This is a genomic window from Massilia sp. 9I (genome assembly GCF_902506415.1).
Taxonomy (GTDB): Bacteria; Pseudomonadota; Gammaproteobacteria; order Burkholderiales; family Burkholderiaceae_D; genus Telluria.
Map to the genome: position 1 here is coordinate 2,306,133 of NZ_LR733275.1, position 24,692 is coordinate 2,330,824.

A 24,692-nucleotide genomic window follows, 5' to 3' on the forward strand; every position below is an offset into this window, starting at 1 on the left:
TGTTGCACCGCGGCGAAATTTTTGTAACGTTTGGAAACAACTATTGGCTGGAAAGAGTTTTCAGCCGGAAAGAAAAACGCGCCGGCTGGCCGGCGCGTTTGCTTGTCTGCTCAGTCGAGCAGGTTGTTCTTCATGGCGTAATAGGTCAGGTCGGAGTTCGACTGCAGGCCCATCTTTTCCATGATGCGGGTACGGTAGGTCGACACGGTTTTGATCGACAGCGACAGTGCATTGCCGATGTCGGACACGGTGGCGCCCTTGGCCAGGCGCAAGAAGACCTGGAACTCGCGGTCCGACAACTCGGTATGCAGCGCCGTATTGGGGTCGCGGTCGAAGCTTTGCGCGAGCAGTTCGCCCACGGTCGAGCTCACGTAGCGGCGGCCCTGGTAGACGGTGCGCACCGCGGTCTTGAGCTCGTCGGCCTCGCACTCCTTGTTCAGGTAGCCGTTGGCGCCCATCTTGAACAGGTTCAGCGCGTACTGCTGCGCTGGATATCCGGACAGGATCAGCACCGGCAGGTTCGGCTGACCCTGGCGGATGGTGCGCAAGATATCGATGCCGGACTGGTCCGGCATGGCGATGTCGAGCAGCAGCACGTCGCAGATCTCGCGGCGTGCGATGTCGAGGGCTTCGCGCCCGGTGGCGCCTTCGGCGACGACTTCGAAATCGCCCGACGACGAGAAAATCTGTTTGAACCCTGCTCGAACTATTTGGTGATCGTCACAAATGGCAACGCGTATCATTGTCTTCCCTTAAATTTTCCCTTTTCAGGAAAGTGCCAGGTCCGTGCAATACGTCCCGGCTTGCATGCCCCGATTCAGCATGACCGCAAGTGACATTCTATCACTATGGCGCGGGGCATCAAGGCACACACTTGTTGAGTTATGCGCGACATGTATGGGCAGCATCGCTCAACACAAGGTTTAACGGATTTGATGGTGCGGAGAGACTTGGCCGCCCCATTTTCACCTGCGGCGCATGGCCGCCGGCGAATTCAGGCGACGCTGGTGCCGTGCTTGAGAAGCGCGAGGATGTTTTGCAGCTCGGTCCGCACCATCTCGATGTCGAGGGTGGGCGCCGGCGGTGGCAGCTCGGCTTCGGGTGCACTGGCCAGCTCGTGGCCGCGGCCGTCGAGGCGGTTGCGCGCACCGCTGATGGTGAAACCCTGCTCGTAGAGCAGTTCGCGGATGCGGCGGATCAACAGCACTTCGTGGTGCTGATAATAGCGACGGTTACCTCGGCGTTTAACCGGCTTCAGTTGAGTAAATTCCTGTTCCCAGTAACGCAGCACGTGCGGTTTGACGCCGCACAAATCGCTGACTTCACCAATGGTGAAATAGCGCTTCGCCGGAATGGTCGGCAGCACAACGGGTTCAGGCTTGTTCGCTCGTTCGCTCATCTAGGACTTTACTCAGGCAGCTCGGGCCAGCGAGTTACTTGGAGGGTTGGTCTCCTCGACCATTCCTTTGAGCTTCTGGCTGGCGTGGAAAGTCACGACGCGGCGCGCCGTGATCGGGATCTCTTCCCCGGTTTTCGGATTGCGGCCCGGCCGCTGCGGCTTGTCGCGCAACTGGAAGTTGCCGAAGCCGGACAGCTTGACCGCCTCGCCGCGCTCGAGCGCGTTACGGATTTCGTCGAAGAAGGTCTCGACCATGTCCTTGGCTTCGCGCTTGTTCAGGCCGACCTGCTCGAACAGCAGCTCGGCCAGCTCGGCCTTGGTCAGGGTCGGGAGTTCCTGCTCTGCTTCCTTCCGCATGCGCGCCACCTGGGTCGCGCGATGCAGATCAGCCGCCAGCGCTTCCTGGAATACGGCCGAATCAACGTCGTTGTTATTAATTTTGAAGCCCTACCTTCAAGAAACGATGTATTGGAACGGTTGAGGCGCTTCGTGAAGCGCCTCGGTCCAGCTCTTATGCGCGCAGCTTGGCGCCGACTTTTTCTTGTGCCGAACGGGCCACGGCCGCCATGATAGCGTCCACCGCGTCGTCCTGCAGCGTCGATTGAGTATCTTGCAAGCCAAAGCGGAAAGCAAGGCTTTTTTCATCCGTCTCCAGGCCCTTGCCGCGGTATTCATCAAACAAAACAACGGCTTGCACGATCTTTCCGCCAGGATTCATTGCGAGCTCGGCATGGAAAGCGTCCAGCACTTCCTGGGCCGACACGTCCTGCCTGACCACCAGCGCCAGGTCGCGCGTCGCGCCCGGGAACTTCGAAATTTCGGCATAGGCAGGCACCGTGCGCTGGCGCAGCGCGTCGGCGTCGACCTCGAACAGGACCGGCGCCTGCGGCAGGTCGTACTTCTGCAGCCAGCGCGGATGCAGTTCGCCGATGAAGCCGATGTGCTTGCCGTCCAGCTCGACGAAGGCGCTGCGGCCCGGATGCAGCGCCGGGTGCTCGCCCTTCACGAAGCGCAGCACGCTCGGTGCGAACAGCGCTTCCAGGTCGGCTTTCACGTCGAAGTAATCGACGGCACGGGTCTTTTCGCCCCACTGCTCGTCGTTGGCCGGGCCGTAAGCAATGGCGGCGACACGCTTCGGCTGCTCGAAACCGGCAACCGACAGCGGACCGTCCTGGATGGCGGCGTTACGCTTGAACACGGCGCCGACTTCGAACACGCGCACGCGGCCGGCCTTGCGGTTGACGTTGTAGCGCACGTTGGCCAGCAGGCTGCCGACCAGGTTCGAGCGCATCACGCTCATCTGGCTGGCGATCGGGTTCTGCAGGCGGATCGGATCGCTGTTGGCGGCGAAATCCTGCTCCCACTGGGGTTCGACGAAGCTCATGTTGACCACTTCCTGGTAACCCAGGTCGGCGAGCTGGTGGCGGATCGCGAACAGCGAGCGGGTGTTTTCCGGCTCGATCAACATCGCGGTCGGCGCCACCGGCGGACGGGTCGGGATGTTCTCGAAGCCGTAGACGCGCGCGACTTCCTCGATCAGGTCTTCCTCGATCTCGATGTCGAAACGGTAGGACGGCGAGGTCACATGGAATACACCCTCGGCATGCGTGAACGGCAGCTGCAGGCGCGTGAAGATGTCGGCCACGACGGCGTCGGTCAGCGGCACGCCGATCACCTTGGCAGCGCGGGCGGTGCGCATGGCGACCGGCTGGCGCTGCGGCAGGTTCACGACCTGGTCGTCGACCGGGCCGACACGGGTGGCGTCGGTACCGCAGATCTCCACGATCAGCGCAGTGATGCGCTCGATGTGCTCGACCGTGGTCGCGTAGTCCACGCCGCGCTCGAAGCGGTGCGCCGCGTCGGTCGAGAAGTTGTACTTTCGCGCACGGCCCTGGATGGCGTTCGGCCACCAGAAGGCGGCTTCCAGGTAGATGTCGGTGGTGTCCAGGGTCACGGCAGTCGAGTCGCCGCCCATGATGCCGGCCAGCGATTCGATTTCCTTGTCGTCGGCGATCACGCCGACCCACTCGTCGACCTCGATGGTGTTGCCGTTCAGGAGTTTCAGGGTCTCGCCCTTCTTGCCCCACCGGACGTCCAGGCCGCCGTGGATCTTGCTCAGGTCGAACACGTGCGACGGACGGCCGACTTCCAGCATCACGTAGTTCGAGATGTCGACCAGGGCCGAGACCGAACGCTGGCCGCTGCGCTCGAGGCGCTGCTTCATCCAGTCCGGGGTCGCGGCGCGCGCGTTCAGGCCGCGGATGACGCGGCCCGAGAAACGGCCGCACAGGTCCGGCGCCGAGATCTTCACCGGCAGGGTTTCATCAACGTTGACGGCGACCTGCTTGGTGGTCGGCACGTGCAGCGGGGTGCCGGTGAGCGCCGAGACTTCGCGCGCGACGCCCAGCACCGACAGGCAGTCCGCCTTGTTCGGGGTCAGCTTGATGGTGAACTTCAGGTCGTCCAGGCCCAGGTAGTCGCGGATGTCGGCGCCGACCGGCGCATCGGCCGGCAGTTCCATCAGGCCGCTGCTCTCTTCCGAGATTTTCAGTTCCTTGGCCGAGCACATCATGCCCTGCGACTCGACGCCGCGCAGCTTACCGACCTTGATCGCGAAGGGCTTGCCGTCGGCGCCCGGCGGCAGCACGGCGCCGGCCTTGGCGCAGATCGCCTTCATGCCCGCGCGCACGTTCGGCGCGCCGCAGACGATGTTGAGCAAGGTGCCGGTGCCCACGTCCACCTCGCAGACGTTGAGGCGGTCGGCGTCCGGGTGCTTGGCCACTTCCTTGACTTCGGCCACCACCACGTTGGTGAACGGCGGCGCGACCGGTTCGACTTCCTCGACTTCCAGGCCGGACATGGTGAGCAGATGCGACAGTTCCTCCGAGGTCATCTTCGGATCGACCATCGAACGGAGCCAGTTTTCAGAGAATTGCATATTCTTTAGCCTTCTTCTTACGTCGAGGTGTCAGTTGAACTGTTTGAGGAAACGGAGATCGCCCTCGTAGAACAGGCGCAGGTCGTTGATCCCGTAACGCAGCATGGTCAGGCGCTCGAGGCCTGAGCCGAACGCGAAACCGATGAACTTTTCCGGATCCAGGCCGAAGTTACGCACGACGGTCGGGTGGACCTGGCCGGCGCCCGACACTTCCAGCCAGCGGCCCTTCAGGGGACCGGAACCGAAGGCGATATCGATCTCGGCCGACGGTTCGGTAAACGGGAAGTAGGACGGACGGAAACGGACCTGCAGGTCGTCGGTCTCGAAGAAGGCCTTGACGAAGTTCAGGTACACGCCCTTGAGGTCGGCGAAGCTGATGTCCTCGCCGATCCACAGGCCTTCGACCTGGTGGAACATCGGCGAGTGGGTGGCGTCGCTGTCGACGCGGTAGGTGCGGCCCGGCGCGATCACCTTGATCGGCGGCGTATGGGTGCGCGCGTAGCGCACCTGCATCGGGCTGGTGTGGGTACGCAGCAGCAGCGGTTTGCCGGTGCTGTCATTGCCCTCGATGTAGAAGGTGTCCTGCATCGAACGGGCCGGGTGGTTTTCCGGGCTGTTCAGTGCGGTGAAGTTGGTCCAGTCGGTTTCGATCTCGGGACCGTCGGCGACGTCGAAGCCGATCGAGCGGAAGATCTGCTCGACGCGCTCCCAGGTGCGCATCACCGGGTGAATGCCGCCCTTCGAGCTGCCGCGGCCCGGCAGGGTCACGTCAATGCTTTCCGCGTTCAGGCGCGCCATCAGCTGCGCATTCGCGAGGTCGTCGCGGCGGGCGGTCAAGGCCTGTTCGATTTTTTCTTTGGCGGCGTTGATCAGGGCGCCCTGCGCCTTGCGCTGTTCAGGGTCGAGCTTGCCCAGGCCCTTCATCAGGTCGGTGACCTGGCCGGTCTTGCCCAGGTATTTGGCTTTTGCATTTTCGAGCGCGGCGGCGTCCGCGGCGGCGGTGAAGTCAGCCTGGGCCGAGGAGACGAGATCTTCCAGCGATTGCATGCTTGTTCTTTTCCTGTTTGTGTGGTGGCAGGAGCCACAATCAAAAACGGGGCACAGGTGATTAACCGTGCCCCGCTCTTTTCGCCTCCCCGTTGCCGGGGAAGCTGGTCTTGCTAGCTAACTGACTGATTAGGCAGCCAGCTTGGCCTTGGCGGCGGTGACAATCGCGGCAAATGCCGGCTTGTCGTGCACAGCCATGTCGGCCAGGACTTTACGGTCCAGTTCAATCCCGGACTTCTTCAGGCCGTTCATGAAGGCGCTGTAGGTCATGCCGTGCGAACGCGAAGCCGCGTTGATACGGGTGATCCACAGTGCGCGGAAGACGCGCTTCTTGTTACGACGGTCGCGGTAGGCGTACTGGCCAGCGCGCATGACTGCTTGCTTGGCAATACGGAATACCTTGCTGCGACGGCCGCGGTAGCCTTTAGCAAGTTCAAGGACTTTCTTGTGACGGGCACGTGCAGTAACCCCACGTTTTACTCGAGGCATATTAGCTCCCTTTGTATATGATTAGTGAGATTAAGCGGAAGGCATCATGCGGTAGACGCTCGTCACGTCCGATGCATTGATGTTACGGGTGCCGCGCAGTTGACGCTTGTTTTTGGTGGTCTTCTTGGTCAGGATGTGACGCTTGAACGCCATACCCGACTTGACGGTACCACCCGGACGCACGCGAAAACGCTTCTTCGCGGAGCTTTTGGTTTTCATTTTTGGCATAGTATTCTGCCCTTTTATGGACAGCCTCTATACGACAGGATTGCAGGTGGCGGCAACGCTGCTCTTGGATGCCTGCTTTCACTTGTCTTGCAGCCGACGCCACTACCTGTCGACTACAACCTGCTTTTTAAAAACAGGAACCGCAGATGATAGCACAGGTTTGGTCGGAATTGTTGGGGTGAGGATCGGGATTTGTCGGATGACGGTGCGGGCCGCCAACGCCACCGTTCACCAATTCCCGCTGAGTCGTCATCCCGGCGCAGGCCGGGATCCAATTCCTCCGCACAGTGAGACCGCGTGCGTTAGTGGCAGGCGAAGAAACTTGGATTCCCGCCAAGGGGGGACGCCTAGTCCGGGAATGACGGGCTGAGGGAGTGGGTGGAAGGAGGCGTGGTCGGCACCTCGGCAACTTGGGTCCCGGCCTCCGCCGGGACGACGGTGGCAAACGCCAACTCGCGCCGCACAAACGGACACAGGCCGGGCCCGGATACCAGCTTGCGCTGATACCCAGACCCGGCCCATTCATCTGACGACGCGAAGAATTACTTCTTCTTCTTCGGCGCAACCACCATGATCATCTGGCGACCTTCGAGCTTCGGGAACTGCTCGACCTGGCCGTATTCTTCCAGATCGGTACGCAGGCGCTCGAGCATGCGCATACCGATGTCCTGGTGCGCCATTTCGCGGCCGCGGAAGCGCAGCGTGATCTTGGTCTTGTCGCCCTCTTCCAGGAACTTGATGAGGTTGCGCAGCTTGATGCTGTAGTCGCCTTCATCGGTACCCGGACGGAACTTGACTTCCTTGACCTGGATGATCTTCTGTTTCAGCTTGGCTTCGTGCGCCTTCTTCTGCTCCGAGTACTTGAACTTGCCGTAGTCCATCAGGCGGCAGACCGGCGGCACCGCGTTCGGTGCGATTTCGACCAGGTCGACGTTCTTTTCTTCGGCCATGCGGAACGCTTCCGCCAGGCTCACGATGCCCAGCGGTTCGTTGTCCACACCGTTCAGGCGCATTTCGGGATGGGTGATCTCGCCGTTGATGCGATGCTGTTTGTCAGTAGCTATGTTGTTTCCTTTGAAAGTATGAATGTAAGCCGGCGCATAGTGTAGCGGTTTTTCGCTTACTTCGCCTTGGAGGCGACTTCGCCTACCAGACGCTCCACGAGCGAATCGACCGGCATCACGCCGAGGTCGACATTGCCGCGGGCACGCACGGCCACGGTATTTGCTTCACGTTCTTTATCGCCAACAACCAAAATGTAAGGCAGTTTTTGGACAGAATGCTCACGAATTTTATAAGTAATCTTCTCGTTCCGCAAATCAGCGTGAACGCGCAGGCCTGCCGCGCGCAGCTTCGCTTCGACCTGCTTGACGTAGTCTGCTTGCGCGTCAGAAATGTTCAGAACAGCAACCTGGACCGGGGCAAGCCACAGCGGCAGTGCGCCGGCGTAGTTTTCGATCAGGATACCGATGAAACGCTCCATCGAGCCGACGATCGCACGGTGCAGCATGACCGGCACCTTGCGGGTGTTGTCCTCTGCGACATATTCAGCCCCTAAACGGCCCGGCATCGAGAAGTCAACCTGCATGGTGCCGACCTGCCATGGGCGGCCCAGGCTGTCCTTCAGGTGGTACTCGATCTTCGGACCGTAGAAGGCGCCCTCGCCCGGCAGCTCGGTCCATTCCACGCCGCAGGCGCGCAGCGCCGAACGCAGCGCCTCTTCCGCCTCGTCCCACACTTCGTCGGTGCCGATCCGGTTTTCCGGGCGCAGCGCCAGCTTGACGTCGATGTTGTTGAAGCCGAAATCGTCATACACCTGCATCGCCTGGGCGTGGAAGGCGGTCACTTCGGCCTCGATCTGTTCTTCGGTGCAGAAGATGTGGCCGTCGTCCTGGGTGAAGCCGCGCACGCGCATGATGCCGTGCAGCGCGCCCGAGGACTCGTTGCGGTGGCACTGGCCGAACTCGCCGTAGCGCAGCGGCAGGTCGCGATAGCTCTTCATGCCCGAGTTATAGATCTGCACGTGGCCCGGGCAGTTCATCGGCTTGAGCGCGTAGGAGCGGTTCTCCGAATCGGTGGTGAACATGTTTTCGCGGTAGTTATCCCAGTGGCCGGTCTTCTGCCACAGGGTGACGTCCAGGATCTGCGGCGCCTTGACCTCGTCGTAGCCGTTCACCTGGTACTTCTTGCGCATGTACTGCTCGACCTGCTGCCAGACGGTCCAGCCCTTCGGGTGCCAGAAGATCAGGCCCGGAGCCTCGTCCTGGAAGTGGAACAGGTCCAGCTGCTTGCCGATCTTGCGATGGTCGCGCTTCTCCGCCTCTTCCAGCACGTGCAGGTACTGCTCCTGGTCTTCCTTCTTGGCCCAGGCGGTGCCGTACACGCGCTGCAGCATCTCGTTCTTCGAGTCGCCGCGCCAGTAGGCGCCGGCCAGCTTCATCAGCTTGAAGACCTTCAGCTTGCCGGTCGAAGGCACGTGCGGACCGCGGCACAGGTCGGTGAAACCGCCCTGCGAGTACAGCGACACGTCCTCGTTCGCCGGGATCGACGAGATGATCTCGGCCTTGTAGTCTTCACCGATCGATTTGAAGTAAGCGACGGCCTCGTCACGCGGCAGCACCTTGCGGGTGACCGCATCGTCCTTCTTGGCCAGTTCCGCCATTTTCTTTTCGATCGCTGCCAGGTCGTCCGGGGTGAACGGGCGCTTGTACGAGAAGTCGTAGTAGAAGCCGTTTTCGATCACCGGGCCGATGGTGACCTGGGCTTCCGGGAACAGTTCCTTGACGGCGTGCGCCAGCAGGTGGGCGGTCGAATGGCGGATGACTTCGAGGCCGTCCGCATCGCGGTCGGTGACGATGGCCAGGTCGGCGTCGGACTCGATCAGGAACGAGGTGTCGACGACCTTGCCGTTGACCTTGCCGGCGAGCGCGGCCTTGGCCAGGCTCGGCGCGATGTTCTGGGCAACCTGGGCGACGGTCACGGGGCCGTCGAACTGACGGCTGGAGCCATCTGGGAGTCGGACGTTGAGCATGCTGTTCTCCAATCGAGGCGCTGGGCGCCGGGTAAGTAGGAAGATCTTGAAACTTGTGAAAAATCTAGGGACGAAAAAAAACGCGCACCAGGCGCGTTTTCTTCAGTGTTGTCGAGCTTCTTTGGACAAAAGACCACCGTACCGCGTCTAGCGATTCCCCCACAACATAGTCGTAGTTCGCGGTGTCATAACCGTCGGTGCCTTTCTCGCTCTTACAGTACGAGACTCAAACAAGCTACTGCGCGTTGCATTTCCGGTTTGCGATGCTCGCCGTACTAAAGTACGGCTGCGCTTCTCAACCAGAACTGCCGCCGCTCGCTACGCTTCTTTGAGCCTCTGGGGTATTCTGGTGGGCGGTGCAGAATTCGAATCTGCGACCCCTTGGATGTCGACCAAGTATTCTAACCAGCTGAACTAACCGCCCGATTCCTCCATTATAAGGAGCGCACCGCGCTTAAGCAAGGCTTGCACCCGAAAAAGTTTCCTGGCGAGCCCGTAACGCTCCCCGCCGCCGCTTTGATTTACACTGCGAGCATGTCAAGCCAACAAGTAGAAGCCGCTTCCGAACACCTGCACGCCCACCTCGACGGCGATGCGCAACATGCCCACGTCATCGAGGGGCGCAGCCAGCGCACCCTCGGGATCGCGCTCGGCATGACGCTGCTGTTCGCCGTCATCGAGGCCGTGACCGGCGTCTTCTCGAATTCGCTCGCGCTGATCTCGGACGCCGGCCACATGGTGACCGACGCCGCCGCCCTCGGCCTGGCGCTGATGGCCCAGGCCATCGCCAAGCGCCCTCCCTCGGCGCGCCACTCCTTCGGCTTCGTCCGGGCCGAGGCCCTGGCCGCATTCGTGAACAGCCTTGCCATGCTGGCCCTGGTGGCCTGGATCGTGTGGGAAGCCAGCCAGCGCCTGCGGCATCCCGAACCGGTGCAGGGCGGCGTGGTGCTGGTGGTGGCCGCCATCGGCGCCTCGATCAACCTGATCGTCGCCTGGGTGCTGTCGCGCGACAACCAGAGCATCAACACCCGCGCCGCGCTGGTGAACGTGCTGGGCGACCTGCTCGGCTCGGTGGCCGCGATCGCGTCCGGCGCCATCATTTATTTCACCGGCTGGCTGCGGGTCGACCCGATCCTGTCGATCTTCGTCGCACTGCTGATCCTGCGCTCCACCTACAGCATCCTGCGCGAGTCCTATCATTTCCTGATGGAGGGCGTGCCGCACGACATCGATTACCTGGCAGTCGGCGCCGATCTGCAGGCCATCGACGGCGTGCTCGACGTACACGACCTGCACGTATGGGACATGTCGCCCGGCCACCCTGCCCTCATCGGCCACCTCGAGATCGCCAGCCTGGAACAATGGCCGGCCGTGCTGGCCGCCGTGCGCGCCATGCTGCGCGCGAAGCACGGGATCGACCACGTGACCCTGCAGCCTGAGGCGGCGGGCGGGAAGTCGCTTTGAAACCGCTTTGAAACCACTTTGAAACTTTTGTAAGCGCCCTCTTACCCGAGCCCTGCCCGCACGCCGATACGCGGCCTTGCGCGCGCGCCGCATAATCGGCGGATGGATTGCTCCCGCACCGTATTCGACACGCTCATCATCGGCGGCGGCCCGGCCGGACTGACGGCAGGGGTCTACTTGCGCCGTTTCACCCGCCATGTCGCACTGGTCGACAAGGGCAACAGCCGCCTGTCCTGGATCCCTGTCTCGCACAACTACCCAGGCTTCCCCGATGGAATCAACGGGCTGCAGCTGCTCGAGAACCTGCGCGCCCAGCTCGCCAACTACGGCGGCAGTGTGATGCAGGGAGAGATCCTCGACCTGCGGCTGGAGGACGGCGTGTTCGTCGGCGATTACGTCCCGGGCGACGGCGGCGAGCCGTGCCAGATCCGCGCCATGACCGTGCTGCTGGCCACCGGCGTGGCCGACGCCGGCATGCCGGTCGAGCGCTGGGACGAGGCGGTGCGCAGCGGCGCCGTGCGCCTGTGCCCGGTGTGCGACGGCTGGGACGTGATCGACAAGCGCATCGGCGTGGTCACCTCCGACGCCAGCCCGGTCGGGCACGCCCTCTTCATGCGCACCTTCAGCGCCGACGTCCTGCTGTTCGAGCGCGGCCCGGTGTCGACGCTCAACGACGAGGAGCGCCAGAAGCTCGCCGCCGCCGGCGTCACCCTGGTCGACTCGCCGCTGGCGGGCGTCACCATGAGCGAGGACATGAAGCCGATCCTGCACACCAAGGACGGCGAAGACTACCGCTGCGACGTGTTCTATCCGATGCTGGGCGAGCACGCCCGCTCCGACCTGGCAAAGGGGCTGGGTGCCGAGACGGTGGAGTGCCACAAGCTGCTGGTCGACGAGCATTGCCGCACCGGCGTGCCTGGCCTGTTCGCGGTGGGCGACGTCACGCGCGGACTGAACCAGATCGCGGTCGCGACCGGGCAGGCAGCGCTGGCGGCGACCACCATCCACAACACCCTGCCCTGGGCCTTGCGGCCGGCGGCCAGCGCCTGAACGGCGTCGCCTTAGGCTCCCACGTCGCAGACGCGATCGCGCCTGGTGGACTTGGCCTGGTAAAGCCGCACTGACGGCTTCACGGCACTTACACGCTCAGCGGCTTCTGGACCGCCACACCGTTGATACGGCGTGCCAGCACCCGGCCATAAGCGATACCCGGCTTTTCAATCCAGTGATAAGCAAGAAACGCAAGCAGGGGTACGACCACGCCGAACAGCAGCAAAGCGACAGGTCTGGGAATTGCGTGAAAATGGCGGAAGAGCAGGTAAAGAATCGGCACATGCACGAGGTAAATCCCATAGGAGTACTGTGCGATCGTCTTGCCACATGAGCGCAGCCATGCGGTACGCAACTCCCTGCATTGCGGAAGAATCAAGCCTAACAACAGGCAGAACACCCAGGACAGGACCGTCGCGCTGCAGCCCATGCCGACCAAAGCGGGAAAGCTGACCGCCCCTGCACAAACGAATAGGAAGAGAAACGCCGCCGGGTAGCGGCGTGGAGAATGACGCAAGCAATAGGCAAGCACTCCCGGTAAAAAGCAGGGGAAAAATTTCACCAGCTCATAGTTCAGTCCGAGGCGCCAGACCAGCAGGATCACAACAATTGCAGCGATCCACAACGCGACGATCCAGCACCACGCGCGCTGCCCCGCCAGGCTTGCCAGGACAAACAGAGCCGGCAGGAACAGATACATCTGTACCTCGTACGGCAGGCTCCACAGGACCGGTGTGACGGAGGGTGCCCCCGTGAGATTCTGGATCAGGAGGATATTGCTCACGATTGTGGTGATGCTTGGTCCTCCCTGCGACCACAGGCGCTCGACCAGGCTGACGGCGAGCACAACCAGAATACTCATCGGGTAGATCCTGAACGCCCTCATGAGCAGAAAGCTTCCTCCCCGTGTCGCATGTTTCCCCGTGCTCCCGTGCCGCTCCAGCGACTGCATCAGGACCAGGCAGGTGTGAACGAAAAAAATCAGCACCCCTAGGGTTCCCAGGCTCTGAACATGGAATCGGCCTAACATGAGCTGCGAATACTCGATCAGCAAATGACTGATTACCACGAACCCCACCGCCATCGCACGCAGCACGTCAAGGTTCTGCGAGTGCACATCGGCCATACCCGCGGCTCCCTGTGCCGGTGCTCCCGGATTCGCGGCCTGCGGCGGACGGGGTCCGGAAATAGCCACACGTCCTGTCGGGGCGGCCTTCATTTGGCGATCCTGTTCCGGTATGCCTGCAGCAAGTTGAAGGCAAGCTTGGCCAATGCACCGTCCTTGCGCTCATGAAGCATTGTCCGGCAACGTTGGCACTGTCCTTCGACAAAGGCGGTGGCAACGCTTCGCGGGCTTGCAAAAGCCCGGCGGTAAGAACGATAGATGTGCACTTGGTCCATGTCGACCCGCTTGCCCAGCATCCGCTCCTTGAAGTCGAATTCTCCACCGCCAAGGTAGAACTTCCGCCCGCCGCGCCGGATGCTCTCGCAGACCGTGAAGTAGGTGCACAGCTTTCCCAAGCCGTACTTCTGGTATGCGGGGTCGTAGCAGGTAACGTCGCCGAAAAAACCGCTGCCCACGCGATAGTTGATGGAACCAGCACACATACGGCCGTCAATCAGCAGCATCACGACGAAGCCGCATGCCGTGCACAGCTCGGCCATGCGCGCGATATCGTGCCGCAGCCTGACACCCCTGGCATTGATTCGCTGTTCGCTGAACTCCGTAATGGCGCGCAAGCTGGCAAGGTCGATTTCCTGGCCCGACATGCATTTCAGCGAGAACGAAGGAAAGACGCGCTTCAAAGTATTCATCTGCTGGCGGAGACTGGCGCGCGTCGTCTTTCCAATACGGGCAAGATACTCGTCAGGTGTTTGAGGCAAGTCGATAACGAAGGTGTGTTTCGACCGATATTGCTGGACCGGGTAGTGCAAGTCCCGCAAGTCGGTGCTGACGGCCTTGAAATTGATGAGCGCCGCATCCGGAAATATGGCAAACATACACCGGATAAATCGTGCTGCCTCCCCAGTGGAGAGGTGCAACATTTCATTTAATACCCGAATGCAGCGGTCGCCGTACCGGTAGACGAGAATCTCGACTGGCCCTTCTTCACGTGATGCCACATAACATCCCGCCCCGTGCAGAGATCGGTAAGTTCGGAGGAAAGGTATCGACGCATGCAAGACCGCATAACGTGCCGCCATGGCGGATTCAGCCCACGCCGGCACCTCGTCCTTGTAGCAAGACACGGAAACACCGTCTCTCTCCTTCCAGGAGATCACGCTCATCATTTCTCCAGAACGCCATGCCGAGGCGGGTAATGAATTCAGCGCACGCTGTGAGCAGTTCCCGGCAGCGCAGACAATCGCTTGCCGAGGACGAAAGAGATGCGGGCAATACTTCCAGCGTACCAATCCTGTTTGAATCACCGCAAAGCCTGCACGTATTGTCTGCGGCGGGCAGAACAGTGGTTTGATGAAGCGCAAACCAATACATTCTCTTCCGTGCAGCGATTCCTATAGACAAGCCAGGTTTTCAGGGGACAGGCGCAAATTGAGAAAATAGGGTATGAGCAATGTCAGCCATCAACGACAAACTAAAAGGTAAGTTTGATCTTCATCAAACTTACCAAGCAAGCGCGGCGCGACTTTGCAGGCTCAACCTACACTCAAGCGATTAGCTGTTGACAGTTTGCTGAGGGAGGGAAAAATGGAACCGAAACATGCGTATCGAAGGACTTTGCTCAAAACCGCTCTGGGGGTCGCCGTTGCACAATGCTTTCCAGGATCCGCACTGGCCCAATCGGGTTACCGCACACGCCTGGAATGGCAGCACTTCAAGAAAACAAGCCAGTACAAATCCTTCTTGAGTGCAATCGCGGCAATGCGGGCCAATACCAACCAGGCCGACCGCAATTCGCTGCGCTACTGGGCCAATGTCCATGTGAATTACTGCCCCCATGGGACCCCCTACTTCATCGCGTGGCACCGGGGATATCTCCACTTCTTCGAGCGACAGCTGCAGATCCTGTCCGGCGATCCCTTGCTGAATATTCCTTATTGGGACTATTACTCATATGCAACGATGCCCGCCGAGTTCACGGACCCGAGCCCGGGCAATCCGCTCTACCTGCAGCGGATGAGCGCGAACGTCCGCAACGCCCTCAGCCTCTCGCCGTTCGCGCCCACGGTCTACAACTTCCAGCGTGGGACCTGGAATGCCTTCGAACCGAAACTGGAGAACGTTCATAATCCGGTGCACGACCTCATCGGCGGGATCATGGCCACGATGCAGTCGCCCCTGGACCCGATCTTCTACCTGCATCATGCGAATGTCGATCGCCTCACCCATGCGTGGGCACTTCCCGATGGCAAGGGAATACCCCTCTCCGCTTTTCCCTATTCTCCCTCAAACAGCGATCCGTACTGGGCCGGCATGCACGTCTACGCGACCGACCTGAGCCTTGATCGGTTCCTGACCTTGATTCCAACCTGGCTCGGCAATGACTACGAAGGGAACAGCGTACCAAGCGCGCTACCGCCTATTGCCAGCGCTACCCAGTCCGCAACGACGAGGCTTGCGGCCAATACCGCAGAGCCAGACCAGCAACGCCCTCCCTTCCGCGCAATCTCCCCTTCCCCGGGTCGTGAAATTTCACCGACCCGGCGCTCGCTTGGAGGCGCCATCGAACTCTCATTGGACGAAGGCTCCGCGTCGATCGAGCTAAGCCTGAGCAAGCGCGATGCCAGCGAACTCGCGCGCGCGGTTACGCTGCGAAAGAATGAGCTCAGGACCAGGAACCCCAGCAAGGCTGGCGCGGTGAAGCTTGTCGTCGACAAGCCGATCGTCAGCGATGCGGGCAGCCGTGGAGGATATTTTTACGCCTTGTACCTGAACATGCCACCCTCCGTCGGTACGCCTGCAGTCAGGACGCAGACCTATGTCGGCACGCTCGGCGCGTTCCAGATCGCGGCTGCATCGCATCATGGCCCCGCCAGCCTCGAATACGATGTATCGGACCTGCTGGCGCAACAAGCCATCACCGATTTCTCGGGATTGTCATTGTCCTGGGTCCGCGTCGATGGAAACAATCCCCCAATCGGCAGGACAATACAGGTCGGCGAAATTCGTACCGAGCTCTCATACGAAGTTGAACAGGCAGAGCCCCCACCGCTGCCCAAACCTCCGGGATGGTACGGCCGGCCGCCCCGACCGGAAAAACGCTGAAGGGAACGCTTAGCGCCCTCCGGACGCCAATGCGATCCGGCGACGGATCCGACCGGCTTCCGTACTGTCGCCGGCTGCATCGGCGCGCTGGGCCTGTACGCCCAGCCAGGCCAGCAACGGACGGCGCCAGCCCTGATTGGAAGCCGTGTCGATCGCCTGGTCGACACCGTCCGGCGAGATGCGTCCGGCCTTGAAGGCGGCGCCGGCGGCGACCAAGCGCGCCAGCGGATCGGCCACGCCTGCGACCTGCCCTGTGGCGAGCACGGGGCGGTGCTGTTCGGGCAGCAGCGCGGGGTTCAGGCTCTCCCAGCGGCCGTAGAGATAGTCGGCGTAGGCGCGCTGTTCAGGCGTCGCCTCTTGCGCCAGCGCCGCGTAGCCGGGGCAGTCGTCGAAATCGAGGCTGGCCACGTGGGCGGCGCAGCGCACCAGTTCGACCTGGGCCACGTAGTCGGGGCGTCCGGTGCTGGTGGTGGCGAGACGCGCAGTGCGGAATTGCGCATTGGCGGCGTTGGTCTGCCCCTTCAGGTAATCGTCGACCGAGCCGTCGAGGGCTCCTTTAGCGTCCGCCTGCCAGTCGGGCGGCAAGGGCTTGCTGGCGCAGCCGGCAAGGAAGGCAACAGCGAGGAAGACTGGAATTCTCATGGCAGCTTGATCTCCTGGTTGCTGCGAGCGAAGGGCCACTTGCGGTTGATCTCGTCCACCAGGCGGTTCACCTTGCGCAGGCTGGCGTCGACTTCGCCGCGCAGCGCGCCCAGGTCTTCGGTGGCGACCCGCGCGTTCTTGCCGACGGCCTGGGCCTCGACCAGCACCGCGTCGACCTTCTTGAGCGTGGCGCTGGCATCCTCCAGCACCACGTGTAGCTGGCGGATCGCGCCCTGGGCATCGTCCATCACGCCGTTCTTGCCGTACACGCGCTGCTCGGTCTTGCCCAGCAGGGAGTTGATGCGATCCAGGGCTTCGCGCAGGCGGCGCGCCTCGGCGTCGCCGCCCATCACGCCGCCCAGCACCCCGCCCGGCCCGTTCATGCGGCCGGTCAGGGTGTTGATGTTGGCGAGACTCGCGTTGACGTCCGAACCGGTAGCCGTCATGTTTTCCAGGTTTTCGAGCAGGGCCCTAGCGGTAGCGACGATGCGCGGGATCTCGGCGGTGGCGTCGCCGCGCAGCACCGAGCGGGTGGCGCCTGGCGGCAGGGGGGGGTCGTTCAGGAGACCGGTGAAGGCGCGCAGGCGGGTCTCGCCGACGATGCTCGACTCCAGCGTGAACACGCTCGAGGTGCGCAGCCACTTGGCGTCCTTGCTCTGCACGTCGACCAGGATCCGCACCTTTCCGTCCGGCGCCAGCTCGACCTGGCTCACGCGGCCGATCGGGAAGCCGGCGAAGGTCATGTCCATGCCGGGAATCACGCCGGACGAATCGTCGGTCTCCAGCACCAGGCGCTGGGTCGGCTCGAACACGCCGCGCGCATGCATCACGTAGCCGATGAAGGCGGCGACCAGGATGCCGATCGCCACCAAGAGGATCATGGCCTTGAGTTCAACGTGTTTCGGTTCGTCCGGCAGGGGTTCGGTCATGGCTTCCTGTTCTTGTTAGATGTATTTCAGCGCCAGCGAGGCGGCTTCGATCACGAGCAGCACGAACAGCAGGCGCAGCGCTCCCGGCTGCACGGTAACGTTCACGCGGCGCGGATAACGCTGCAGTTCGAGAATGGCGGCGGTCGGGATCAGGGCCACGGCCAGGCCGAAGAGCACGGTCTTGAGCACGAAGCCGATCGTCACCGCGGGCGCGAACACGCGGCCGACGGTGCGGGTGTAGTCGGTCATGCCCCAGGGCGACAGGCCGTAGACGTTCAGGTAAGCCAGCAGCAGCACGATGATGCTGGTGACCATGGCCAGGCTCAGCACCCCGAAAGCATTCGCCAGCAGCTGCGGCACCATGTCGCGGCGCAGGCGGCGCAGCGCTTCGTCGTTGGCGGCCTGCGGCGACATGCCGGCGCGCGCCAGGCCCAGGGCCGAAGCGTCGAAGGCCATGCTGGCGCGCAGGGCCACGAACATGGCGGCGGACAGCGGAATCAGTTCCAGCACCAGCACCCGCACTACCATCTCCAGTGCGAAATGCGACAGGCCGTAGCTCTTGGCCGTGACCAGCACGATGCGGATGATGACGAGGCTGATCAGGCTCGAGGCCAAGCCGAACCAGGGCAGCACCTGCCAGGTGCTGGCGTAGATGTAGCGCGCCGCAGCCAGGCGGTTCTCGCGGTTGTAGGTCGAGGGCGACAGCGCCATCACGATGGCGACCGCGCCCAGGTGCACCATGTACCACCAGCTGCGCAGGTAGCGTGCGAAGGCGAGGCCCCACAGGCTTGGGTTTGCGTAGAGGTTGAAGGTTCGGCGCATGGTGTCAATATGATACAAAATTCGATGGATGGGTCTGGTTTTTGTATCAAATTGATACGGTAGTGGCTGCTCGGGCAAGATTGGATCCCGGCCAAGGGGGACGCCTAGGCCCGGGACGACGTGCCACGGTCGCGGGTCACCAAACAGCCTTACTGCCTCCTCGCCTCCATCACCCCCTTCACCTCCCCGATCGCCCCCAGCGCCTTCTGCAACTGCCCGGTCGACCCGATCTCCGCGGTAAACACCATGCGCGCCTGTCCCTTGGCGCTCTGGGTGTTCACCCCGATCACATTGATCTTCTCGCGCATGAACACGTCCGAGATATCGCGCAGCAGGCCTTGCCGGTCCATCGCCAGGATGAACAGGTCGACCGGGTACACCGTCTCCAGCCCGGCCGAGCCCCATTCGGTCTGGATCACCCGCTCCGGCGCCTTGGCGCGCATCTCGGCGAAGTTCTTGCAGCTCAGGCGGTGGATCGAGACGCCCTTGCCGCGCGTGACGAAGCCGCAGATCGGGTCTGGCGGCGCAGGTTTGCAGCACTTGGCCAGCATGGTCATCAGGCCTTCGGTGCCGACCACCAGCACGCCCGACTTGGCGCCCTGCTCCACGCTCGAAGCGCGGCTCTTGTTGACCACGGCCTCGTCGACCGGCGGCGGCGCCTCCGCCGTTTCGTGCAGGGCCGCTTCCACGTGGCGCAGGCTGAACTTCTCCTTGCCGACCTGGATGAACAGCTCGTCCACCTTGGCGAAACCCAGCTTGTGCGCCAGCGCTTCCAGGTTGACCGCGGTCTTGCCTTCGCGCTGCAAGGATTTTTCAACCAGCGCGCGGCCCTGGGCCAGGGTTTCTTCCTGTTCCAGCGCATGGAACCAGGCGCGGATCTTGGAACGCGTGCGGCTGCTGACCGTATAGCCCGGGCTGAGCCAGTCGCGCGACGGGCCCGCCGTGCCGGCCGGCCCCTTGGCGGTAATGATCTCGCAGGTCTGGCCGTTCCGCAGCGGGGTGTTCAGCGGCACCATCACGCCGTCGATCTTGGCGCCGCGGCAGCGGTGGCCCACTTCGCTGTGCAAGTGGTAGGCGAAGTCGATCGGCGTCGCGCCCTGCGGCAGCTCGAGCACGCGCGCCTGCGGCGTCAGCACGAAAATGCGGTCGTCCAGCGTGGCCGCCTTGAGCTTCTCGACCCACTCCTTCTGCAGGTCGTCCTGTCCGGTGACCACGTCGGCCACGTCGCTCTTCCAGGCCAGCAGCTGACGCAGCCAGGCGATCTTCTCGTCGTACTTCTGGCTCTTGAAACTCGATCCGCCCTCTTCCTTGTAGCGCCAGTGCGCGGCCACGCCGTACTCGGCGAAGTTGTGCATCTCCTGGGTGCGGATCTGCACTTCCAGCGGCCGCCCGTCCTCGGCGGTGACGACCGTGTGCAGCGACTGGTAGCCGTTCGGCTTCGGACGCGAGATGTAGTCGTCGAACTCCTTCGGGATCGGGGTCCAGATGTTGTGGACGATGCCCAGCACCGTGTAGCAGGTCTTGACGTCCTCGACGATCACGCGGAAGGCGCGCACGTCGTACAGCGAGGAGAAGTCGAGCTCCTTGCCGCGCATCTTGTTATAAATGCTGTAGATGTGCTTCGGCCGCCCCGAGACCTCGGCCTTGATGCCGGCCGCCGCCAGCTCGCCCTGCAGGCGCGCGATCGAGGACTCCACGAAGCCTTCGCGCTGCATGCGCTTCTCCTCGAGCATCTTGGCGATACGCTTGTAGGTATCGGGCTCGATGAAGCGGAAGGACAGGTCTTCCAGTTCCCACTTGAGCTGCCAGATGCCGAGCCGGTTGGCCAGCGGCGCATAGAAGTCGAGCACCTCGCGGCCATAGGCGCGGGTGACGTCGTCGAAGCGCTTCTGATCGGCGAAGTAGCGCAGGCTGGTGGCGCAGGAGGCCAGGCGCATCAGGACCACGCGCATGTCAGACGCCATCGCCAGCAGCATCTTGCGCAGGGTTTCCACCTGGGCGGCGGCCTGCTGGGCCGCGTTCTTGCCGCTGCCGACCTGCTCCTTGCCGGCCGTGAGGTCGCGCAGGCGGATCAGCTGGTAGACGCCCTGCACCAGGTCGGATACCTCCTTGCCGAAGCGGTCTTCCAGCGAGCCGGCCACCGACGGATCCATCATCGCCAGTTCGAACAACAGGCCGGCGATGCGGGTCTCGGCATCGGTGCTCAGGTAAGAGAGCGTGCCGGCCACGCCGAGCGAGAACTCGAAGGCGTTCTGGCCGGTGCCGGCGAGGCGCTCGCCGTAGGCGCTGCTGGCGTAGTCGAGCGCGGCCTGGACGCGTGCGCAGTCCTCCCTGCTCAAGCCCTGGACCAGCTGGGTGGTGGCGTCTCCGAGTAAAGCGGTTGATACCATCGAGTCTGATTAGCGCAGTGCGGCGGTGACGCAGACCTCGACCAGGCATGCGGGGTTGGCCAGCTTGGCTTCGACGGTGGCGCGCGGCGGGGTGTGGCCTTGCGGGACCCACTCGTCCCAGACGTTGTTCATGCCGGCGAAGTGGGCCATATCCGAGATGAAGATCTGGCACATCAGGAGGCAGGACTTGTCGCTGCCGACTTCGTTCAGCAGACGGTCGACGTGGCCCAGCACCTCGCGCATCTGGCCTTCGATGTCCTGGGTGGTGTCTTCGGCGATCTGGCCGGCCAGGTAAATGGTGCCGTTGTGGATGGCGGTTTCGGACAGGCGCTTGCCTACGTGGAGTCGTTTGATTTCCATAGCTGCTTTCTTATGTATAAACGTGACGGTCGCTTCAAGCGCCGCCGACTAAAAATTCTCGTGCGATCGCAATCTGGTCCGCGCGCACGAAGGTGGGCGCATGGCCCACGCCCGGTATCTCGACCAGGCGCGGCTTCGGTCCGCGCGCGCACATCTCCAGCGCGGTGGCGTGCGACAGCAGGTCGGATTCTTCGCCCCGCACCAGCAAGGTCGGGCAGCGGATCGCATCCCACGCGGCCCACAAAGCCGCTTCGTCGCCGGCCGCGCGCTCGGGCGTGATGGCGCGGAAAGGCTGGGCCAGGCCGAGGTCGTAGTGGCGCACCCATTGGCCGTCCTGGTCCTGGCGCAGCACGTCGTTCGCCAGCTTGAACCATTCTTCCTCGGTGTGCGGGCCGAAGGACATCGACACCGCCTTGACGTAGGCGGCGCCGGTATCGAAGTCCGGGAAGCGGATGTCCTGGCCGATGTACTCGCCGATGCGCGCAATGGCTTCGCCGTTGAGCACCGGGCCGATGTCGTTCACGACCAGCTTGCGGATCGGCGTGTCGTCTAACGAAGCCAGAATCATGCCGATCAGGCCGCCCATCGAGGTGCCGAACCAGTGCACCCCAAGCTCGTCGTCATGGGTGACGCGCGCGATCAGGGTGACCATGTCGGCCACGTACTGCGGCACTGTGTAGTGTTCGGGATCGCGCAGGCGGCCGGAGCGGCCGCGGCCGACCACGTCCGGGCACACCACACGGTACTCGTCGCACAGCGCGCGCGCCAGGTGGTCGAAGTCGTCGGCCACCCGCGTGACGCCATGCACGCAGACCAGCACCTTCGGATTGAGCGGGTCGCCCCATTCCTTGTAGGCCATCCGGTGCAGGCCGGAGGGCGAACTGCACTGCACGCTCTTCAATCTGGCTTCACTCATCCCGGCTCCATATGACAATATTGTCCTTCTTTTATCGCAATGCACCATTTTACTTGGCGATGCGATTAGAATTCTACCAATTCTGAGGAAGCAATCCGATCACCCCAACTAGAGGACGCAATGAAATCCAGTATGCTCAGCGGTAAAACAGCACTCGTCACCGGTTCGACCTCGGGCATCGGCCTGGGGATTGCCCGCTCGCTGGCGGAACAGGGCGCCAACATCGTGTTCAACGGCTTCGGAGACGCCCAGCAGATCGAGAAGCTCTACACGGATGTCGGGACGGAATTCGGCGTGCAGACCGCGTACCACAACGCCGACATGAGTAAACCAGCCGAGATCGAGGCGATGATGAAATTCGCGGCCGACAAATTCGGCGGCGTCGACATCCTGGTCAACAATGCCGGCATCCAGCACGTGGCCACCGTCGACGAATTCCCGCCCGAGAAGTGGGACGCGATCATCGCCATCAACCTCACCTCGGCCTTCCACACCACGCGCCTGGCGCTGCCCGGCATGAAGCAGAAGAACTGGGGCCGCATCATCAACCTGGCCTCGGTGCACGGCCTGGTCGGGTCCGCCGGCAAGTCGGCCTATGTCGCAGCCAAGCACGGCCTGGTCGGCTTCACCAAGGTCACCGCGCTGGAAAACGCCCACTCGGGCGTGACCTGCAACGCGATCTGCCCGGGCTGGGTGCTGACCCCGCTGGTGCAGAAACAGGTGGACGACCGCGCCGCGCGCGACAACCTCTCCAACGAACAGGCCAAGAAGGCGCTGCTGAGCGAGAAGCAGCCGTCCGGCGAATTCGTTACGCCGGCAGAACTGGGCGCGCTGGCCGTGTTCTTCTGCTCCCCGGCGGGCGACCAGGTGCGCGGCGTGGCCTGGAACATGGACGGCGGCTGGGCCGCGCAATAAGGATCCGATGAGCCACCTCGACGAAGGAGCGCTGCAGGACGCCTGCCTCGACCTGGCCCGCGTCGTGCTCGCGGCCGGCCAGCCGCAAGTCTCGAACGACATCCTCGAGACCCTGGCCGACCGCTTCCAGCGCGAAGTCGTCGATTTCGCGCCCGGCATCGCGCGCGCCGGGCGCGACCCCAACCTGCTCACGCGGGCGGTCTACTACCTGATCGACGCCCATGCCCTGCCCCTCATGGGCACCGACATGGAATGGTTCCGCCAGACCCTCGTCTCTCTGGTCGAACTGGCGGTGCCGAGCATCGCGCTGTCCGACAAGGGCGGCGCTTTCCTGCGCGACGTGCAGTTCGGCGTCGAGCAGTCGCTGGGGGACCTGGAAGGCTGAACGTTCCGCTATGATGGCGTCTTTCCAATCTATAAAGACAAGAGGAAGACACCCATGCGGATCCGCGCCAAGCAGCTCGCCCTTTCCCTGTTCGCAGCATTCTGCAGCCTCGCCCACGCCGCGCCGCTGCCCGGCCCGGTCCTGATCACGGCCGAGCGGGTCTGGACCGGCGAGGGCGCGCCGCACAGCGGCTGGGCCGTGCTGGTGTCGAAAGGCCGCATCGAGGCGGTCGGCCCGGCAGACAAGCTGAATGCCCCGCCAGATGCGCAGCGCATCGACCTGCCCGGCAAGACCCTCATCCCGGGCATGATCGACCTGCATTCGCACGTCCTGCTGCACCCGTATAACGAAACCACCTGGGACGACCAGGTGATCAAGGAGCCGGTCGCCTACCGCATCATGCTGGCCGGCCGCCACGCCGCCGCTACCTTGCAGGCCGGCTTCACCACCCTGCGCGACCTCGGCACCGAAGGCGCGGACTACGCCGACATCGGCATCAAGCGCGCCATCGACGAAGGCGTCGCTCCCGGCCCGCGCCTGCTGGTGGCTACCCGGGCGATCGTCGCCAGCTACAGCTACGGCCCGGCCGAACGCAGCTATCGTCCCGACATGGAGATCCCCTACGGCGCCCAGCCGGCCACCGGCATTGACGAGGTGACCAGGGCGGTGCGCGAGCAGTCGGCGCGCGGTGCGGACTGGATCAAGATCTACGGCGACTACCGCACCGGCATCGACGGCACCTCGCGCCCGACCTTCACGATGGAAGAGATGAAGGCGATGGTCGCCGCCACCCACGTCACCGGCCGCAAGGTGGCAGTGCACGCGAGCAGCGACGACGCCATCCGCATGGCGGTGCTGGCCGGCGCCGACACCATCGAGCACGGCTACGGCGCCTCGGAAGCGACGTTCAGGATGATGAAGGAGCGCGGCGTCGCCTACATCCCGACCCTGACCGCACCGGAAGCCACCGGCGAATACTTCCAGAAGCATGTGCGCGGCGGCGCGCCGACGCCCGCCATGCAGCAGGCCCACCGCGCCTTTGCGCTGGCGCGCAAGGTGGGCGTCACCATCGGCAACGGCAGCGACGTCGGCGTGTTCGCACACGGCACCAATGCACGCGAGCTGGAATGGATGGTCAAGCTGGGCATGACGCCGCTGGAAGCGATGCGCGCGGCGACGAGCGTCGCGGCAGACATCCTGGGCAGGAAGGACCTGGGCCAGATCAAGGCCGGCATGCTGGCCGACGTGGTGGCGGTCGAGGGCGATCCGACCAAGGACATCGGCGCGGCCTACAAGGTCGGCTTCGTCATGAAGGGCGGTGAGGTCTTCCGGCGCTGATCTGGCGAATATCAGGTAATAAGGCATCCACATATCGGATGGCAAGCGTATTTCCAGATATAAGGCCTGCGGATATCCACAATAGATAAGGCAGGCCACTTCCGACAAGATGGCAACACCA

23 protein-coding genes and 1 tRNA gene are annotated in these 24,692 nt (G+C 63.0%); 6 read left to right on the forward strand and 18 right to left on the reverse strand.

From position 1 onward, the window contains the following. Nucleotides 1-110 precede the first annotated feature (110 nt). From GV068_RS10375 to GV068_RS10420, 10 genes are all read right to left on the reverse strand, one after another. Nucleotides 111-743, reverse strand: a complete 633-nt coding sequence (locus GV068_RS10375) for a response regulator transcription factor (RefSeq protein ID WP_005667428.1) — start codon at nt 741-743, stop codon at nt 111-113. Between the two features lie 251 nt (nt 744-994). Next, on the reverse strand, nt 995-1,399 hold the full coding sequence (locus tag GV068_RS10380) for a MerR family transcriptional regulator (RefSeq protein ID WP_159697247.1): 405 nt from the start codon (nt 1,397-1,399) through the stop codon (nt 995-997). 12 nt (nt 1,400-1,411) lie between these two features. Beyond that, complete coding sequence (locus GV068_RS10385) at nt 1,412-1,756, reverse strand: integration host factor subunit alpha (protein WP_159697248.1); 345 nt, start codon at nt 1,754-1,756, stop codon at nt 1,412-1,414. A 154-nt stretch (nt 1,757-1,910) separates the two neighbouring features. Continuing rightward, on the reverse strand, nt 1,911-4,337 hold the full coding sequence (gene pheT / locus GV068_RS10390) for a phenylalanine--tRNA ligase subunit beta (protein WP_159697249.1): 2,427 nt from the start codon (nt 4,335-4,337) through the stop codon (nt 1,911-1,913). A gap of 30 nt (nt 4,338-4,367) precedes the next feature. Continuing rightward, entirely contained in the window at nt 4,368-5,384 is a 1,017-nt protein-coding gene (gene pheS / locus GV068_RS10395) for a phenylalanine--tRNA ligase subunit alpha (RefSeq protein ID WP_159697250.1), read from the reverse strand. A gap of 129 nt (nt 5,385-5,513) precedes the next feature. Further along, complete coding sequence (rplT, locus tag GV068_RS10400; RefSeq protein ID WP_027865360.1) at nt 5,514-5,873, reverse strand: 50S ribosomal protein L20; 360 nt, start codon at nt 5,871-5,873, stop codon at nt 5,514-5,516. Nucleotides 5,874-5,903: 30 nt separating this feature from the next. Next, the gene (rpmI, locus tag GV068_RS10405; protein WP_026354218.1) at nt 5,904-6,101 is read right to left on the reverse strand and encodes a 50S ribosomal protein L35; all 198 of its coding nucleotides are present in this window, start codon (nt 6,099-6,101) and stop codon (nt 5,904-5,906) included. Between the two features lie 542 nt (nt 6,102-6,643). After that, nucleotides 6,644-7,189 (reverse strand): translation initiation factor IF-3, encoded by a 546-nt coding sequence (infC, locus tag GV068_RS10410; RefSeq protein ID WP_201303377.1) that lies wholly within the window; start codon nt 7,187-7,189, stop codon nt 6,644-6,646. Between the two features lie 32 nt (nt 7,190-7,221). Beyond that, nucleotides 7,222-9,132 carry a threonine--tRNA ligase gene (thrS, locus tag GV068_RS10415; protein ID WP_159697251.1) on the reverse strand — a complete coding sequence of 637 codons (1,911 nt, stop codon included), beginning with the start codon at nt 9,130-9,132 and terminating at the stop codon, nt 7,222-7,224. 347 nt (nt 9,133-9,479) lie between these two features. Next, nucleotides 9,480-9,556, reverse strand: a tRNA-Val gene (locus GV068_RS10420). A gap of 110 nt (nt 9,557-9,666) precedes the next feature. Between GV068_RS10420 and GV068_RS10425 the strand changes: the two genes are divergently transcribed. Beyond that, nucleotides 9,667-10,596: a cation diffusion facilitator family transporter gene (locus GV068_RS10425; RefSeq protein WP_159697252.1), complete on the forward strand. Its 930-nt coding sequence runs from the start codon at nt 9,667-9,669 to the stop codon at nt 10,594-10,596. Between the two features lie 102 nt (nt 10,597-10,698). Continuing rightward, a complete protein-coding gene (locus GV068_RS10430; RefSeq protein ID WP_159697253.1) occupies nt 10,699-11,646 on the forward strand; it encodes an NAD(P)/FAD-dependent oxidoreductase in 948 nt (315 codons plus the stop codon). An 88-nt stretch (nt 11,647-11,734) separates the two neighbouring features. Here the strand turns inward: GV068_RS10430 and GV068_RS10435 are convergent, their stop codons facing one another. Continuing rightward, nucleotides 11,735-12,865 (reverse strand): acyltransferase, encoded by a 1,131-nt coding sequence (locus GV068_RS10435; RefSeq protein ID WP_159697254.1) that lies wholly within the window; start codon nt 12,863-12,865, stop codon nt 11,735-11,737. Continuing rightward, nucleotides 12,862-13,935: a GNAT family N-acetyltransferase gene (locus GV068_RS10440; RefSeq protein WP_229464016.1), complete on the reverse strand. Its 1,074-nt coding sequence runs from the start codon at nt 13,933-13,935 to the stop codon at nt 12,862-12,864. Before GV068_RS10440 ends, GV068_RS10435 begins: the two co-directional genes overlap by 4 nt. A 421-nt stretch (nt 13,936-14,356) precedes the next feature. On the opposite strand from GV068_RS10440, the gene GV068_RS10445 reads away from it, so the two are divergent. Then, on the forward strand, nt 14,357-15,874 hold the full coding sequence (locus GV068_RS10445) for a tyrosinase family protein (RefSeq protein ID WP_159697256.1): 1,518 nt from the start codon (nt 14,357-14,359) through the stop codon (nt 15,872-15,874). A gap of 9 nt (nt 15,875-15,883) precedes the next feature. Here the strand turns inward: GV068_RS10445 and GV068_RS10450 are convergent, their stop codons facing one another. The 6 genes from GV068_RS10450 to GV068_RS10475 form a co-directional block, all read right to left on the reverse strand. Continuing rightward, nucleotides 15,884-16,516, reverse strand: a complete 633-nt coding sequence (locus tag GV068_RS10450) for a hypothetical protein (RefSeq protein WP_159697257.1) — start codon at nt 16,514-16,516, stop codon at nt 15,884-15,886. Then, nucleotides 16,513-17,445, reverse strand: a complete 933-nt coding sequence (locus tag GV068_RS10455) for an MlaD family protein (RefSeq protein ID WP_159697258.1) — start codon at nt 17,443-17,445, stop codon at nt 16,513-16,515. Before GV068_RS10455 ends, GV068_RS10450 begins: the two co-directional genes overlap by 4 nt. A 15-nt stretch (nt 17,446-17,460) precedes the next feature. Then, nucleotides 17,461-18,267 carry an ABC transporter permease gene (locus tag GV068_RS10460; RefSeq protein WP_159697259.1) on the reverse strand — a complete coding sequence of 269 codons (807 nt, stop codon included), beginning with the start codon at nt 18,265-18,267 and terminating at the stop codon, nt 17,461-17,463. A gap of 149 nt (nt 18,268-18,416) precedes the next feature. Next, on the reverse strand, nt 18,417-20,657 hold the full coding sequence (locus tag GV068_RS10465; RefSeq protein ID WP_159697260.1) for a bifunctional (p)ppGpp synthetase/guanosine-3',5'-bis(diphosphate) 3'-pyrophosphohydrolase: 2,241 nt from the start codon (nt 20,655-20,657) through the stop codon (nt 18,417-18,419). A gap of 9 nt (nt 20,658-20,666) precedes the next feature. After that, nucleotides 20,667-21,017 (reverse strand): RidA family protein, encoded by a 351-nt coding sequence (locus GV068_RS10470; RefSeq protein ID WP_159697261.1) that lies wholly within the window; start codon nt 21,015-21,017, stop codon nt 20,667-20,669. Between the two features lie 34 nt (nt 21,018-21,051). Continuing rightward, complete coding sequence (locus GV068_RS10475; RefSeq protein ID WP_159697262.1) at nt 21,052-21,933, reverse strand: alpha/beta fold hydrolase; 882 nt, start codon at nt 21,931-21,933, stop codon at nt 21,052-21,054. Between the two features lie 120 nt (nt 21,934-22,053). On the opposite strand from GV068_RS10475, the gene GV068_RS10480 reads away from it, so the two are divergent. The 3 genes from GV068_RS10480 to GV068_RS10490 are packed head-to-tail and all read left to right on the forward strand — an operon-like array spanning nt 22,054 to nt 24,571. Next, entirely contained in the window at nt 22,054-22,848 is a 795-nt protein-coding gene (locus GV068_RS10480; protein WP_159697263.1) for a 3-hydroxybutyrate dehydrogenase, read from the forward strand. Nucleotides 22,849-22,855: 7 nt separating this feature from the next. Beyond that, nucleotides 22,856-23,233, forward strand: a complete 378-nt coding sequence (locus GV068_RS10485; RefSeq protein WP_159697264.1) for a hypothetical protein — start codon at nt 22,856-22,858, stop codon at nt 23,231-23,233. Nucleotides 23,234-23,287: 54 nt separating this feature from the next. Next, nucleotides 23,288-24,571, forward strand: coding sequence for an amidohydrolase family protein (locus GV068_RS10490; RefSeq protein WP_159697265.1), 1,284 nt, complete (start codon nt 23,288-23,290; stop codon nt 24,569-24,571). The last annotated feature ends 121 nt before the right edge of the window (nt 24,572-24,692 follow it).

What these genes read in the sequence shown, in the direction of transcription:
- GV068_RS10375 (WP_005667428.1), bottom strand. Translation starts at nt 743, where the DNA reads ATGATACGCGTTGCCATTTGTGACGATCACCAAATAGTTCGAGCAGGG.
- GV068_RS10380 (WP_159697247.1), bottom strand. Translation starts at nt 1,399, where the DNA reads ATGAGCGAACGAGCGAACAAGCCTGAACCCGTTGTGCTGCCGACCATT.
- GV068_RS10385 (WP_159697248.1), bottom strand. Translation starts at nt 1,756, where the DNA reads ATGCGGAAGGAAGCAGAGCAGGAACTCCCGACCCTGACCAAGGCCGAG.
- pheT (WP_159697249.1), bottom strand. Translation starts at nt 4,337, where the DNA reads ATGCAATTCTCTGAAAACTGGCTCCGTTCGATGGTCGATCCGAAGATG.
- pheS (WP_159697250.1), bottom strand. Translation starts at nt 5,384, where the DNA reads ATGCAATCGCTGGAAGATCTCGTCTCCTCGGCCCAGGCTGACTTCACC.
- rplT (WP_027865360.1), bottom strand. Translation starts at nt 5,873, where the DNA reads ATGCCTCGAGTAAAACGTGGGGTTACTGCACGTGCCCGTCACAAGAAA.
- rpmI (WP_026354218.1), bottom strand. Translation starts at nt 6,101, where the DNA reads ATGCCAAAAATGAAAACCAAAAGCTCCGCGAAGAAGCGTTTTCGCGTG.
- thrS (WP_159697251.1), bottom strand. Translation starts at nt 9,132, where the DNA reads ATGCTCAACGTCCGACTCCCAGATGGCTCCAGCCGTCAGTTCGACGGC.
- GV068_RS10425 (WP_159697252.1), top strand. Translation starts at nt 9,667, where the DNA reads ATGTCAAGCCAACAAGTAGAAGCCGCTTCCGAACACCTGCACGCCCAC.
- GV068_RS10430 (WP_159697253.1), top strand. Translation starts at nt 10,699, where the DNA reads ATGGATTGCTCCCGCACCGTATTCGACACGCTCATCATCGGCGGCGGC.
- GV068_RS10435 (WP_159697254.1), bottom strand. Translation starts at nt 12,865, where the DNA reads ATGAAGGCCGCCCCGACAGGACGTGTGGCTATTTCCGGACCCCGTCCG.
- GV068_RS10440 (WP_229464016.1), bottom strand. Translation starts at nt 13,935, where the DNA reads ATGAGCGTGATCTCCTGGAAGGAGAGAGACGGTGTTTCCGTGTCTTGC.
- GV068_RS10445 (WP_159697256.1), top strand. Translation starts at nt 14,357, where the DNA reads ATGGAACCGAAACATGCGTATCGAAGGACTTTGCTCAAAACCGCTCTG.
- GV068_RS10450 (WP_159697257.1), bottom strand. Translation starts at nt 16,516, where the DNA reads ATGAGAATTCCAGTCTTCCTCGCTGTTGCCTTCCTTGCCGGCTGCGCC.
- GV068_RS10455 (WP_159697258.1), bottom strand. Translation starts at nt 17,445, where the DNA reads ATGACCGAACCCCTGCCGGACGAACCGAAACACGTTGAACTCAAGGCC.
- GV068_RS10460 (WP_159697259.1), bottom strand. Translation starts at nt 18,267, where the DNA reads ATGCGCCGAACCTTCAACCTCTACGCAAACCCAAGCCTGTGGGGCCTC.
- GV068_RS10465 (WP_159697260.1), bottom strand. Translation starts at nt 20,657, where the DNA reads ATGGTATCAACCGCTTTACTCGGAGACGCCACCACCCAGCTGGTCCAG.
- GV068_RS10470 (WP_159697261.1), bottom strand. Translation starts at nt 21,017, where the DNA reads ATGGAAATCAAACGACTCCACGTAGGCAAGCGCCTGTCCGAAACCGCC.
- GV068_RS10475 (WP_159697262.1), bottom strand. Translation starts at nt 21,933, where the DNA reads ATGAGTGAAGCCAGATTGAAGAGCGTGCAGTGCAGTTCGCCCTCCGGC.
- GV068_RS10480 (WP_159697263.1), top strand. Translation starts at nt 22,054, where the DNA reads ATGAAATCCAGTATGCTCAGCGGTAAAACAGCACTCGTCACCGGTTCG.
- GV068_RS10485 (WP_159697264.1), top strand. Translation starts at nt 22,856, where the DNA reads ATGAGCCACCTCGACGAAGGAGCGCTGCAGGACGCCTGCCTCGACCTG.
- GV068_RS10490 (WP_159697265.1), top strand. Translation starts at nt 23,288, where the DNA reads ATGCGGATCCGCGCCAAGCAGCTCGCCCTTTCCCTGTTCGCAGCATTC.